This is a genomic window from Ruegeria sp. BHSC043 (assembly GCF_059612985.1).
Window position 1 is genome coordinate 220,100 of sequence record NZ_JBXWRS010000001.1, and the last position, 12,872, is coordinate 232,971.

The following is a 12,872-nucleotide window of genomic DNA, read 5'->3' on the forward strand; positions in this document are numbered from 1 at the left end:
ATGCAGGACGCGGCGATGCAGCCAGTGGTGGGTGAGACCGCATATTTTCGGGTCGCGCCCGACGGGGCCTTTGTCGGCAATGACCCGGCGCGCGGGCCGTGGTCGGCCGATCACTGTCATGCCGGCCCGGTTGCGGGCCTGATCGTGCGCGCGGCCGAGATCGAGGTCGGCCTCGACAAGATGCTGACCCGCCTGACGGTCGATCTGCTGCGCCCGCTGCCTTTGTACGGTCTGCGCGTGGCCGCCGAGACCGTGCGCCACACCAAGACGCTGGCCACCACGCGCGTCACCGTGCATGACCTGGACGATACGCTGTGCGCCACCGCCACCACGATGCATCTGGCGCGCCGGGATCTGGGGCCGGTGCCGAATGTGGCGATCCAAGGCCCCGACCTGTCGCAGATCGAAGACGGCCCGTTTCCCATCGGCGAAATGCGGCATGACCTGCCCGGCTTTGCCCATCATTCCGAGGTGGCTTATCCCAAGGGCGGCAACCAAGGGGCGGGGCCGAAAACCATCTGGATGCGCACCCCGCCTCTGCTGCAGGGCGAAACCCCCTCGCCGATCCAGTCGCTGTGCCCGCTGGCCGATTGCGGCAACGGCATTTCGTGGAATGCGCCGACCTCGGAAATGGGGTTCATGAACACCGACCTGACGGTGCAGATCCACCGCGAGCCGGTGTCTGACTGGCTCGCCTCGGAATCCGTGTCACACTGGCAGCCCAGCGGCATCGGGATGTCGCAGTCGGTTCTGTACGATACTCAAGGCCCGATTGGCACGGCGCTGCAGACGCTGGTCCTGTTTCCGCCGAAATGAGCGGCAAAATCCGTGCTCACCGCCGAACTGTGTTGCCAGCGCCGGTCGGGCACCCTATCTTCGCGTTCATGCGCTGGATTCCCGCCGTGATCGCCTGTTGCCTGCCGTTTTCTGCAGTGGCGCACCCGCATGTCTTCATCGACACCGGGTTGGAATTCATCGTGGACGAGTCGGGCAACCTGACCCATGTCCGCGTCACTTGGGCTTATGACGAATTCTACTCGCTGCTGGTGCTCGAGGATATGAGGTTGGATCAGGACGGCGACGGCGTTTTATCCGAGGCGGAAGAACAGCGCCTTGCTGGCTTCGACGCGCAATGGGTCGAAGGATACAACGGCGATCTGGTCATCCTGGCAGCCGATAAGCCGGTTGCCTTGTCTGGACCGCTAGAGCCGCGCGCGACGACAGAGGATGGCCGTATCGTGACCACCCATCTGCGCAAGGTCGAGGGCGAGCCAGTACCCGCGCAGGCTTTGTCGGCCAAACCCTATGACGAGACATTCTATACCGCCTACGAGGTGACGCGTCCGGTCACCGTTTCCGGGCCTGAAACCTGCCGGATCGACAGGTTCGAGCCGGATATCGACGGCGAACTGGCCCAGATGCAGGCCTTTCTGCTGACCCTGGACGCCGACTATGACCTCGAGGAGAACGACATCCCTCTGGTCGGTGAACGCTTTGCCACCGAGATCCGCGTTTCATGTCCCGCTACCTGATCCTGCCGGTCAGCCTGGCGATTGCGCTGCTGCTGTGGTTCTGGGGCAGCGGAGGGTTTGACAGCCTCGCGTCTTGGGCCGCGGGCGAGCAGCGGGAATTCCAGAACCAGATCGCCCGTGCCCTGCGGGCCGCGCGGGCCGAACAGCCCGAGGCCGTGGCCACGCTGCTGGCCGTCTGTTTTGCCTATGGGTTCTTCCATGCGGTGGGGCCGGGCCATGGCAAGGTGCTGATCGGAGGGTACGGGCTGGGCCGCAATGTCGCCTTTCTGCGCCTGTCGGCGATCAGCATACTGTCCTCGCTGGGGCAGGCCGTGACGGCGATCGTTCTGGTCTATGCAGGCGTTCTGGTGTTCCAGATGTCGCGGGAAAGCTTGGTCGGCACCACCGAGCAGGTCATGGCCCCGGTCAGCTATGGCGCGATCGCGGCCATCGGGCTGTGGCTGGTTCTGCGGTCGCTGCGCAGTTTCGCCCGGCGCGGCCGTGCGGACAGTGCTCCGCACGACCATCACCATCATCATGATCACGGGCATCACCACCACGACGGCGAGGTCTGTTCCGATTGCGGGCATCGTCACGGCCCCACCGCCGAAGAAGTAGCCAAGGTCGGCAGCCTGCGCGAGGCGCTGATTCTGATCGCAGGCATCGCCGCGCGACCCTGTACCGGAGCTTTGTTCGTGCTGATCCTGACCTGGCAGATGGGCATCGCGATGGTCGGTATCGCCGGGGCCTTTGCCATGGCGCTGGGCACCGCGACCGTTACCACCCTGGTTGGTTGGACGTCGTTCGGGTTGCGGGGCGGGTTGCTGGCCTCGGCCTCGGCCACGCGGTTTGCGGCCGTGTTGGCGCCCACGATCGAACTGGTGGCCGGGCTGCTGATCGCGGTGATTGCCGGTGGATTGCTGCTGCGCGCGCTCTGACGTCAGTCGAAAACAGGATCGGGGTAGCCCACCCGCGCCAGGTACAAACCTTGCGGCGGGCAGACCGGCCCGCAGGCCGCGCGGTCGGCGGCCTCGAGCGCATCGCGCACGTCCTGCGGTGTCCAGGCGCCCGCGCCGACCCGTTCAAGCGTGCCGACGAAACTGCGTACCTGGTTGTGCAGGAAGGACCGGGCACGGACATGGAAATGCACTTCGGGGCCGGAAAAGCCCTGAACCTGTTCGACGCGCAGCTCGTCCAGCGTCTTGACCGGGCTGGCCGCCTGGCAGATCGAGGACCGGAAGGTGGTGAAGTCGTGCCGCCCGATCAGCATGTCGGCCCCGGCCTGCATCGCGGCGACATCCAGCGGGTGCCCGATCTGCCAGACCTGGCCCTTGTCATGGGTCGCGGGTGCACGGCGGATCAGGATGCGGAACAGGTATTGCCGCTCGATGGCCGAGAACCGCGCATGCCAGTCATCCGCCACCCGCGCGGCCTTGAGAATCGCCACCGGCAACGGCTTGAGGTGATAGTTCAGCGCCTCGGACAGGCGGAACGGGTCCCAGTCTTTTTCAAGGTCGCAATGGGCCACTTGCCCCAGCGCATGAACGCCCGCATCCGTACGCCCGGCGGCCGCGATCGTGTGCGCACCGGGCTGCAGTTTCGACAAAGCCGCCTCGATGGCGCCCTGGACCGAGGGCAGCTCTTTCTGCCGCTGCCATCCGGCAAACGGCGCACCTTGGTATTCGACTTTCAACGCGTATCTGGGCATGGGCTGCTGGTACCTTGCCGGACGCGCCCGGGCAAGGGCAGGCGGCAAAAGCGCTGGCAACCGGGGCAGCGGCTACCTATCTTGGGACAAACAAGAAATGCGGGGCGGCGGTTTGGTCATCTCATCACTGGCAGACAGTCTTGTGCGCGGCGTCGAATCCGTCGGCGACCGCGTGTCCGAGACGTTTTTCGAACCGGTCGTGCGGCTGGGCGTCACCGGGCTGGCGCGGTCGGGCAAGACGGTGTTTATCACGTCGCTGGTGGCCAACCTGCTGGACAGGGGGCGGATGCCCGGCCTGGTCGCCCAGCAGGAGGGGCGCATCAACGCCGCCTACCTGCAGCCGCAGCCCGACGACACCGTGCCTCGGTTCGACTATGAATCGCACCTGTCGGCTCTGACCGGGCCGCAGCCCCACTGGCCCGACAGCACCCGCGCCGTGTCCGAGCTGCGTCTGTCGTTCAAGGTCCGCCCCGCCGGGCTGCTGGCCGGCCTGCAGGGGCCGCGCACCGTGCATCTGGACATCGTCGACTATCCCGGTGAGTGGCTGCTGGATCTGGCCCTGCTCGAAAAATCCTATGACGATTGGTCGCGCGAAACGTTGGAGCGGATCGCGCAGCGTCCGGCCGCGGCCGATTTCCTGGCCCAGATCAAATCTGTTGACCCGGCCGACCCCCATGATGAACCCACCGCGCAGGCCCTGGCGCGGGGCTTTGCCGACTATCTGACCGCCGCGCGGGATGCGGGTTTCTATGACTGTACGCCGGGCCGGTTCCTGCTGCCGGGTGATCTGGCCGGGTCGCCGGTGCTGACCTTTGCGCCTTTGCCGGTCGATGGCGCCTCGCGCCGCCGCAGCTTGCATCGCGAGATGGAGCGCCGGTTCGAGGCCTACAAATCGCAGGTCGTGAAGCCCTTTTTCCGGGATCATTTCGCCCGGATCGACCGGCAGGTGGTGTTGGTGGATGCGCTGGGCGCGATCCACAAGGGGCCGCAGGCGGTCGAGGACATGCGCCGCGCCATGGGTGATATCCTGTCTGCCTTCCGGCCCGGCCGCAATGCGTGGCTCAGCCAGATGCTGCTGGGCAAGCGGGTCGAACGCATCCTGTTCGCTGCCACCAAGGCCGATCACCTGCACCACCTGCAGCACCCGCGCCTGACCGCGATCATGGAGGCTCTGACGCGCGAGGCGCGCGACCGCGCCAGGTTCGCCGGGGCCGAGACCGCTGCCATGTCCATCGCCGCGCTGCGCGTGACGACCGAAGAAATCCGCACCCACAACGGCGTCGAACTGCCCTGCGTGCGCGGTACGTTGGACACCGGCAAGCAGGCGGCCTTCTATCCCGGAGAGCTGCCCGAAGACCCCGCCCATCTGCTGGGCCCCGCGCGCAAGGGGGCCGACACTTGGTTGGGCGAGGATTACGGGTTCATGACCTTTGCCCCGGCGCATCTGTCGCTGCGCCCCGGCGACGGTCCGCCACATATCCGGTTGGACCGCGCTGCGCAGTTCCTGATCGGAGACCGGCTGTGACCGTTACCCTCAGGCCCGCGCGCAGCCTCGACGCCGGGGCGGTCGGAGAGATCCTGCACGGCTTTGCACGCGAAAACGACTGGATGCCCGAGCTGCATTCCGGGGCCGAAGCCATCGCCTTTTGCGGGCGGATGATCGACAATGGATGGGTCACGGTTGCCGAACAGGGCGGCAAGGTCGCAGGCTTTCTGGCCGTGGACGGGACCGAGGTTCATTGCCTGTACCTAAGCCCCGCCGCGCGAAGTCAGGGGATCGGCGCACAACTGCTGGACAGCGCCAAGGCAGGTCGCCGCGAACTGGTGCTGTATGCTTTTCAGGCCAATACGGGCGCGTGCCGGTTCTATGAACGGCACGGCTTTGTCGAAGTGGCCCGCAGCGACGGGGTCGACAATGATGAACAGCTGCCGGACATTCGGTTCGTCTGGCAACAGAAGGAGTGACGCATGGCCAAGGGTCCGGTTCTGATCGAGCTTGACGAGGATGCCCCGGCCGCCGACGTGACAAAGGCCGCGCCGGTGCCGGACATCGCGCCGCCCCAAGGGCAGGCGATGCAGGCCGCGGCCCGGCTGGCCGCGCGCAAGCCGTCGGTTCTTGGGCGGTGGTTCTGGGGGCTGGCGGTTGCGGTCGTGGGGGCGGCGGTCTCTGTCGCTGCCTGGAATTTTGCTACCTCGTTGATCGCCAGCGTGCCGGTGCTGGGCTGGATCGTGACCGGCCTGATCTGCGCGCTGGTGCTAGTGGCTCTGCTGATCGCCCTGCGCGAACTGGCCGCGCTGGGCCGGCTGTCGCGGGTGGACGGGATGCGCCGCGCCGCCGATGCCGCGCTGGCCGATGCTGATCTGGCGCAGGCCCGGGCCGTGACCCAGCGCCTGATCACGTTCTATCGCGGGCGCGAGGATACGCGCTGGGGCCGCGACCGCCTGGCCGAACGGATCGAGGATCAGTTCGACGCCTCGGGCCTGCTGGGACTGGTCGAGGACGAATTGCTGGCCCCGCTGGATGCTGCTGCCAGCCGCGAGGTCGAGGCCGCCGCGCGTCAGGTCGCGACCGTGACGGCGCTGGTTCCGCTGGCGCTGGCCGATGTTGCGACGGCGCTTCTTGCCTCGCTGCGGATGATCCGCCGGATTGCCGAGATATATGGCGGGCGGGCCGGGTTTCTGGGGGGCTGGCGGTTGACCCGTGCGGTGTTTGTTCACCTGGTGGCCACCGGTGCGGTTGCCGTGGGTGACGACCTGCTCGAACCGGTTCTGGGCGGGTCAGTCCTCAGCAAGCTGTCGCGCCGCTTTGGCGAAGGACTGGTCAACGGTGCCCTCAGCGCCCGCGTCGGCGTGGCCGCGATGGAGGTCTGCCGTCCGCTGCCCTTCTCGGGCCGGCACAGGCCGTCGACCCGCGGCATGGTCTCGCGCGCGCTGGGCGGGCTGTTTTCCAAGGGTTGATCTGCCGCAAAGCCAACGGGCCGCTGCGCAGGGCAAAATCTTCCGGAAGGGAGACCAGCCATGGCGGATCACGGCCACAGCCAACAGGAAATCGCAGACCGGATCGACGCCCCACCCGGGCGCGGGTTCCTGCGCGACGTGGTCTATGGCGGGATCGACGGATCGGTGACCACGCTGGCCATCGTGGCGGGCGTAGCCGGGGCCGGGCTGTCGCCCTTCGTCATCGTGGCCTTGGGCCTGGCCAACGTGCTGGCCGACGGATTCTCGATGGCGGCGGGCAACTACTCGGGGACCAAGGCCGAGCTGGACAATATCCGACGAATCCGCGCCATCGAAGAGCGCCACATCCGCCTCTACCCCGACGGCGAGCGCGGCGAGGTGCTGGAAATCCTGTCCCGCAAGGGCTTGTCGGGCCGGGTGTTGGAACAGGCAACCGATGCGATCACCGCCGATCGGGATACCTGGATCAACTTGATGATCGAGGGCGAGTACGGGTTGGGCAGCGTCGATCCGCATCCGCTCAAGGCCGCCGCAGCCACGTTCGCGGCCTTTGTCGTGGCCGGTATGGTTCCGCTCGTGCCGTTCTTGTTGGGTGTCGAGGGCGCGTTTTCAGCCTCGGTCCTGATGACGCTGGGCGTGTTCTTTGCCATCGGCGCGATGAAAAGCCGGTGGTCGCTGGCGCCCTGGTGGCGCTCGGGGCTTGAGACGCTGGCGATTGGTGGAGCAGCGGCGGCAATTGCCTATCTCGTCGGGTCTCTGTTCCATCCTTAGATCACTGGCGTCAGACCACAACAGGCTGAAATCATTTGGGATTTCCCGGCTGTCTTACCGCGCCTGCACAGGATAGCCTATAATGCAGATTTGCCCGGAGGTGCGGTTTGGAATCTCTGCTTGTTCTTGTTGGCTTGGTCGTTTTGGCGATGCCGGTATCTATTGTCGTCTTGCTGGTCGGCCATGCCCGACTGCGGCGGCGGGTCGAGCAGTTGGAGATCAGGTCGGGTGTCGAGCCGCAGCCCGACATGGCGCGGCCCGCGCAGACGCCGCCCGCGCCAGCAGAAGCGTTGAAGCCAAAACCCCGACCGGCCCCTTGGGGCCCGCCGAAACAGGAAAGCCCACCCACGCCGGATCAACAGCCCGAGCCTGAAAAATCGGCAACTGTTGCCGAGACCGCATCCCCTCCGGCCGCAGTCGTGTTCCGCGCCGAGCGCTTCGACGATCTGGGCGCGTGGCTCCGCGAGAACTGGTTCTATGCCGTATCCGCCCTGTCGCTGGCGCTGGCGGGGATATTTCTGGTGCAATACGGGGTCGAGAACGGGTTGCTGCCGCCCACCGCGCGCGTGGTGGCGGCCTTGGGCTTCGGCGCGCTGCTGATCGTGGCGGGTGAAGTCGTGCGGCGCCGATACGGCGATGACGAGTCGTCGGCCACCGCCTACCTGCCTTCGGTATTTGCAGGCGCGGGGCTGGTCACGCTGTTCGGCGGTGTGCTGGCGGCGCGCCAGCTCTATGACCTGATCGGCCCCGAGGCGGCTTTGGCGGGCATGATCGCCATCGCCCTTGTCGGGCTGGTTCTGGGCTGGTTCCACGGCCCACTGCTGGCGGCGATCGGGTTGATCGGCGCCTTTGCCGCGCCATTCGTCGTAGGTGGAGAGTCGGCCGACCCGTCTTGGCTGTATGGATATTTCTTTGTGATCACCGGGCTTGGGCTTGGGATCGACACGGTGCAGCGTTGGGCCTGGGTGTCGGTGCTGTCGCTGATAGGAGCCTATTTGGCGGGCCTTTTGCTTGTGGCTGGTTCGCCGATCACAGAACCGGCTTTCCTCATCTACGTGGCCGCCGTTGCCGTGATCGCCATTGCCATTCCCGTGCGCCGGATCTGGCCCGATCATGACGGCGCGATGTTCAGCGAAATCTTTGTCAGAAAAGCCAGTGGTCCGTGGCCCGAATTTCCGACGCGTCTGGCCTTTGGGGCGGTGCTGGCAAGCTCGGCCATTCTGGTGTTGCAATGGGCGGATACGAGCGGTGAGTTCTGGCTGGGTGTGATCCTGCTGGCAGTCCTGACGTTCGCCCTGCTGATCTGGGCCAAGGATGCACCGGCCCTGCAGGACATGACCGCGCTTCCCGCCCTGGGTCTGGGTGGATTCGTGTTCACGCACGGGTTTGATGGCGGCGCGGTGGCGCGTGGGTTCTGGCAGACCTACTCCGAAACGCCCGAGGTCGATTTTCCGTTGGCCGTGACGTGGCTGGTTGCGCTGGGCGCGGTGATCTCTCTTCTGGCGGCATGGCGGTCGTTCCGGGGTGGACGGTACCCGCTGGTCTGGGCCGGTGCCGCTGCGCTGTACGCCCCGGCGCTGGCCATCGCGCTTGAGCTTGGCTGGCGCCCGGCCAGCGTTATCGGAGCCTACCCCTGGGCCCTGCATGCGGTCGCGCTTGCGGCGCTGATGGTGGTGCTAGCCGAGCGCTTTGCGCGTGTGGATGTTAAGGCCCGGATGCGTCCGGCTTTGGCCACGCTGTCGGCCCTGTCCTGCCTGGCCTTCGGCTGCGTGATCGTGCTCAGCTCGGCGGCGCTGACCATCGCATTCGTGGTCACGATCATCGCGGCGGCGGCGCTGGACCGGCGGTTTGCCCTGCCGCCGATGAGCTGGTTCATCTGGGCCGGAGTCGTCACCGTCACGTTCCGGCTGATCCTGAACCCGGGCCTGGGCTGGGCGCTGGACGCGCCGGTTGCGGAAATGGCTCTGGTCTATGGAACTGCGGTTGCAGGCTACGTCGCGGCATGGTGGATGCTGCGCCCGTTGGAGCGACCTGTCGCCGAGGTCATGTTGGACAGCGCAGCGTGGGCGACGGGCGGCGTTCTGGTGTCGCTGCTGCTGCTGCGCTGGTTGGAAGGGCTGGGCGAGGGCGGTGCCGACGACAGCCATTGGGGGCTGGGCCTGCTGTCGGCCATTTGGCTGGTGTTGGCCTTTGCGCAGGTGCAGCGGTTTGCGCTGGGCGGGCGATTGAACTGGGTGCGGGTCGCATTGGGCGTGTTTTTCGCCGCGCATGGCCTGTTGTGGCTGGCGCTGGCTGCGACAGTGGCCAACCCTGTTTTGCGTTTTGGCGCAGATCCTGTTCTGGGACCTCCGATCGTGAACACGCTTGCCATTGCCTATTTGCTGCCGGCCCTTGTCATCGGTCTGTTCGCGTGGCGAATCCCCACGATGCCGGCCCAGTTGCGGCTGGTCTGCCAGGGGGTGTCCATCGCGCTGGGTGCCTTGTGGCTGGGCCTGACCATCCGGCATTTCTGGCAGGGTGCGGCAGGAATGTATGAAGGCAACGGCGTGTCCCAGCCCGAGCTTTATACCTACACGCTCGCGCTGCTGGTGATCGGCGCGGCGCTGTTCTATCAGTCGTTGGCCCGCGGTTCGAACCTGATGCGCAAGGCCGGGCTGGCGGTGATCGGGCTGGCGGTGGCCAAGGTGTTCCTGATCGACATCTCAGGCCTGGGCGGCCTGATTCGGGTGTTTTCGTTGCTGGCTTTGGGGCTGGCGCTGGCGGGTTTGGCTTGGCTGAACCGCTGGGCCAAGCTGCGCCATTCGCCGCAGGGGCCGGAAGCTCTGGACCAATAGGCACAACCGGCCTATAAGCCCGGCCATGCAAGACGTTTTGGCCATTATCATTCGAATTATTTCCCCGGCGCTCTGAGTTTCCGAGACGCCGGGCAAAGGTGCTTGAGTTCATCGCACCGACCGCTTCGATCCAAACACGCCAAGATCATCCAAGGGACGCCTCTCCATGTGCGCCGACACGACCCAGACACCCGACTATAAAGACACGCTGAACCTGCCCCGAACCGAATTCCCCATGCGCGCCGGCCTGCCCAAGCGCGAGCCCGCATGGCTGGACCGATGGGAGAAGATCGGCGTCTATGACCGACTGCGCGAAAAGCCGGGGCGCAAGCCGTTCATCCTGCATGACGGCCCGCCATATGCCAACGGGCACCTGCATATCGGCCACGCGCTCAACAAGACGATCAAGGACATGATCGTGCGGTCGCATCAGATGATGGGCTTTGACGCGCGCTATGTGCCCGGCTGGGACTGCCACGGCCTGCCGATCGAATGGAAGATCGAGGAACAGTACCGCAAGAAGGGCAAGAACAAGGACGAGGTTCCGGTCATCGACTTCCGCCAGGAATGCCGCAAGTTCGCCGAAGGCTGGATCGATATACAGCGCGAAGAGTTCAAGCGCCTGGGCATCACCGGCAACTGGGCCGATCCCTACGTCACCATGGACTATCACGCCGAGGCGGTGATCGCGGACGAGTTCATGAAGTTCCTGATGAACGGTACGCTGTATCAAGGCTCGAAACCGGTGATGTGGTCGCCGATCGAGAAGACCGCTCTGGCCGAGGCCGAGGTCGAGTATCACGACAAGGAAAGCTTCACCATCTGGGTGAAGTTCAAGGTGGTGAACACCGGCGACACCACGCTGGACAACGCCTATGTTGTGATCTGGACCACGACGCCCTGGACCATGCCGTCGAACAAGGCCGTGGTCTATGGCAAGGATATCTCGTACGGGCTGTACGAAGTGACCGGCCGCCCCGAGGAATGCTGGGCTCGGATCGGTGACCGGTACCTGCTGGCCGACAACTTGGCCGCCGACGTGTTCGCGCGCGCGCGACTGGACGACACCATGTACCGCCGCCTGTGTGACGTCACGCAGGACGATCTGGCCAAGATCCAGCTGCAGCACCCGCTGGCAGGGGCCGAAGGGTCCAACGGCGAATGGGACGACATCCGCGATTTTCGCGCGGCCGATTTCGTGACCGATACGGAAGGCACCGGCTTCGTCCATTGCGCGCCCTCGCACGGGATGGAGGAATTCGAGCTGTACCGCGATCTGGGCATGCTCGAGCAGGTCATCACCTACAACGTGATGGACGATGGCAGCTTCCGCGCTGACATGCCGTTCTTTGGCGGCAAGTACATCCTGTCGCGCAAGGGCGGCGAGGGCGACGCGAACAAGGCCGTGATCGACAAGCTGGCCGAGGTCGGCGGGCTGCTGGCGCGTGGCAAGATCAAGCACAGCTATCCGCATTCGTGGCGGTCCAAGGCGCCGATCATCTATCGCAACACACCGCAATGGTTCGTGTCCGTCGACCGCAAGCTGGACGACGGCATGAACCAGATGGGCGACACCATCCGCGAACGCGCCCTGCGCTCGATCGACGAACTGGTGAAATGGACGCCGCCGTCGGGCCGCAACCGCCTGTATTCGATGATCGAGGCACGCCCCGACTGGGTTCTGTCGCGCCAGCGTGCCTGGGGCGTGCCGCTCACGTGTTTCACCAAGAAAGGCGCTCTGCCCACCGACCCGGATTATCTGCTGCGCAACGCGGAAGTGAATGCCCGCATCAAGGCCGCGTTCGAAGAACACGGTGCCGATGTCTGGTACACCGACGGGTTCAAACAGCAGGTGCTGGACGGCATCGTCAACCCTGACGATTATGACCAAGTGTTCGACGTTCTGGACGTGTGGTTCGACTCGGGCTCGACCCACGCATTCGTTCTGCGCGATCGCGAGGATGGTGCGCCCGAGGGCATCGCCGATGTCTACATGGAGGGCACCGACCAGCACCGCGGATGGTTCCACTCTTCGATGTTGCAGGCCTGTGGCACGATCGGCCGCGCGCCCTACCGCAACGTGGTCACGCACGGGTTCACGCTGGACGAGAAGGGCAACAAGATGTCCAAATCGCTCGGCAATACCATCGTGCCGGAGGAGGTCATCAAGCAATATGGTGCCGACATCCTGCGCCTGTGGGTGGCCCAGACCGACTATACCGCCGATCAGCGGATTGGGCCGGAAATCTTGAAAGGGGTCGCCGACAGCTATCGCCGTCTGCGCAACACGATGCGTTTTATGCTGGGTTCGCTGGCCGATTTCACCGAGGCCGACCGGATCGACCCGGCCGAGATGCCGCGTCTGGAACGTTGGGTGCTCAGCCGCCTCGCCGAATTGGACGAGCAGGTCCGCAAGGGCTATGCCGCGTTCGACTTCCAGGGCGTGTTCAGCGCGGTGTTCAACTTTGCCACGGTCGACCTGTCGGCCTTCTATTTCGACGTGCGCAAGGATGCGCTGTATTGCGATGGGGACACCCCGCGCCGCAGGGCCGCGCGCACGGTGCTGGATATCCTGTTCCACCGTCTGACCACCTGGCTGGCACCGATCCTGCCGTTTACGATGGAAGAGGTCTGGCTGGAGCGGTTCCCGGGCGAGGACAGCTCGGTGCATCTGGTCGACTTCCCCGACACGCCTGCCGATTGGCGCGACCCCGCGCTTGAGGAGAACATGGCCAAGATCCGCCGTGTACGTCGTGCGGTGACCGCCGCGCTGGAAGTGCAGCGCCGCGACAAGGTCATCGGCTCCAGCCTCGAAGCCGCGCCGGTCGTGCATGTCGAGGATGCCGAAACCCGTGACCTGCTGGCCACTTTCGACGTGGATGACCTGTGCATCACCTCGGGCCTGACTGTCACCGCCGACCCGGCCCCGGCCGAGGCCTTCCGCCTGCCCGAGGTCGAAGGCGTCGGCGTCGTGTTCGAAAAGGCCGAAGGGGCCAAGTGCCAGCGTTGCTGGAAGATCCTGCCGGATGTGGGGCGCCACGCGCATCCCGGTGTCTGCGGTCGCTGCGACACCGCCCTGAGCTGAACGTA

At 65.5% G+C, this 12,872-nt stretch carries 10 protein-coding genes; 9 read left to right on the forward strand and 1 reads right to left on the reverse strand.

Annotated elements, in window-relative coordinates; all coding sequences use genetic code 11:
* From AC2FMM_RS01070 to AC2FMM_RS01080, 3 genes are all read left to right on the forward strand, one after another.
* Positions 1-816 carry a thioesterase family protein gene (locus tag AC2FMM_RS01070; protein ID WP_496795557.1) on the forward strand — a complete coding sequence of 272 codons (816 nt, stop codon included), beginning with the start codon at positions 1-3 and terminating at the stop codon, positions 814-816.
* 68 nt (positions 817-884) lie between these two features.
* Complete coding sequence (locus tag AC2FMM_RS01075) at positions 885-1,532, forward strand: DUF1007 family protein (protein WP_496682035.1); 648 nt, start codon at positions 885-887, stop codon at positions 1,530-1,532.
* Entirely contained in the window at positions 1,517-2,449 is a 933-nt protein-coding gene (locus AC2FMM_RS01080; RefSeq protein WP_496795558.1) for a nickel/cobalt transporter, read from the forward strand. Before AC2FMM_RS01075 ends, AC2FMM_RS01080 begins: the two co-directional genes overlap by 16 nt.
* A gap of 2 nt (positions 2,450-2,451) precedes the next feature.
* Here the strand turns inward: AC2FMM_RS01080 and truA are convergent, their stop codons facing one another.
* Positions 2,452-3,219 (reverse strand): tRNA pseudouridine(38-40) synthase TruA, encoded by a 768-nt coding sequence (gene truA / locus AC2FMM_RS01085; protein ID WP_496795559.1) that lies wholly within the window; start codon positions 3,217-3,219, stop codon positions 2,452-2,454.
* A gap of 112 nt (positions 3,220-3,331) precedes the next feature.
* Here truA and AC2FMM_RS01090 point away from each other — a divergent pair, with 112 nt between their 5' ends.
* The 6 genes from AC2FMM_RS01090 (at position 3,332) to ileS (ending at position 12,867) form a co-directional block, all read left to right on the forward strand.
* Entirely contained in the window at positions 3,332-4,744 is a 1,413-nt protein-coding gene (locus AC2FMM_RS01090; protein WP_496795560.1) for a YcjX family GTP-binding protein, read from the forward strand.
* On the forward strand, positions 4,741-5,184 hold the full coding sequence (locus AC2FMM_RS01095) for a GNAT family N-acetyltransferase (RefSeq protein WP_496795561.1): 444 nt from the start codon (positions 4,741-4,743) through the stop codon (positions 5,182-5,184). The genes AC2FMM_RS01090 and AC2FMM_RS01095 overlap by 4 nt, the downstream gene beginning before the upstream one ends.
* 3 nt (positions 5,185-5,187) lie before the next feature.
* On the forward strand, positions 5,188-6,177 hold the full coding sequence (locus AC2FMM_RS01100; protein WP_170441447.1) for a YcjF family protein: 990 nt from the start codon (positions 5,188-5,190) through the stop codon (positions 6,175-6,177).
* A gap of 60 nt (positions 6,178-6,237) precedes the next feature.
* The gene (locus AC2FMM_RS01105) at positions 6,238-6,948 is read left to right on the forward strand and encodes a VIT1/CCC1 transporter family protein (RefSeq protein WP_170539128.1); all 711 of its coding nucleotides are present in this window, start codon (positions 6,238-6,240) and stop codon (positions 6,946-6,948) included.
* A gap of 149 nt (positions 6,949-7,097) precedes the next feature.
* Positions 7,098-9,782, forward strand: coding sequence for a DUF2339 domain-containing protein (locus AC2FMM_RS01110; RefSeq protein ID WP_496795562.1), 2,685 nt, complete (start codon positions 7,098-7,100; stop codon positions 9,780-9,782).
* A 166-nt stretch (positions 9,783-9,948) separates the two neighbouring features.
* The gene (gene ileS / locus AC2FMM_RS01115) at positions 9,949-12,867 is read left to right on the forward strand and encodes an isoleucine--tRNA ligase (RefSeq protein WP_496711347.1); all 2,919 of its coding nucleotides are present in this window, start codon (positions 9,949-9,951) and stop codon (positions 12,865-12,867) included.
* The last annotated feature ends 5 nt before the right edge of the window (positions 12,868-12,872 follow it).

What these genes read in the sequence shown, in the direction of transcription:
- AC2FMM_RS01105 (WP_170539128.1), top strand. Translation starts at nt 6,238, where the DNA reads ATGGCGGATCACGGCCACAGCCAACAGGAAATCGCAGACCGGATCGAC.
- ileS (WP_496711347.1), top strand. Translation starts at nt 9,949, where the DNA reads ATGTGCGCCGACACGACCCAGACACCCGACTATAAAGACACGCTGAAC.
- AC2FMM_RS01110 (WP_496795562.1), top strand. Translation starts at nt 7,098, where the DNA reads ATGCCGGTATCTATTGTCGTCTTGCTGGTCGGCCATGCCCGACTGCGG.
- AC2FMM_RS01080 (WP_496795558.1), top strand. Translation starts at nt 1,517, where the DNA reads ATGTCCCGCTACCTGATCCTGCCGGTCAGCCTGGCGATTGCGCTGCTG.
- AC2FMM_RS01075 (WP_496682035.1), top strand. Translation starts at nt 885, where the DNA reads ATGCGCTGGATTCCCGCCGTGATCGCCTGTTGCCTGCCGTTTTCTGCA.
- AC2FMM_RS01100 (WP_170441447.1), top strand. Translation starts at nt 5,188, where the DNA reads ATGGCCAAGGGTCCGGTTCTGATCGAGCTTGACGAGGATGCCCCGGCC.
- AC2FMM_RS01070 (WP_496795557.1), top strand. Translation starts at nt 1, where the DNA reads ATGCAGGACGCGGCGATGCAGCCAGTGGTGGGTGAGACCGCATATTTT.
- truA (WP_496795559.1), bottom strand. Translation starts at nt 3,219, where the DNA reads ATGCCCAGATACGCGTTGAAAGTCGAATACCAAGGTGCGCCGTTTGCC.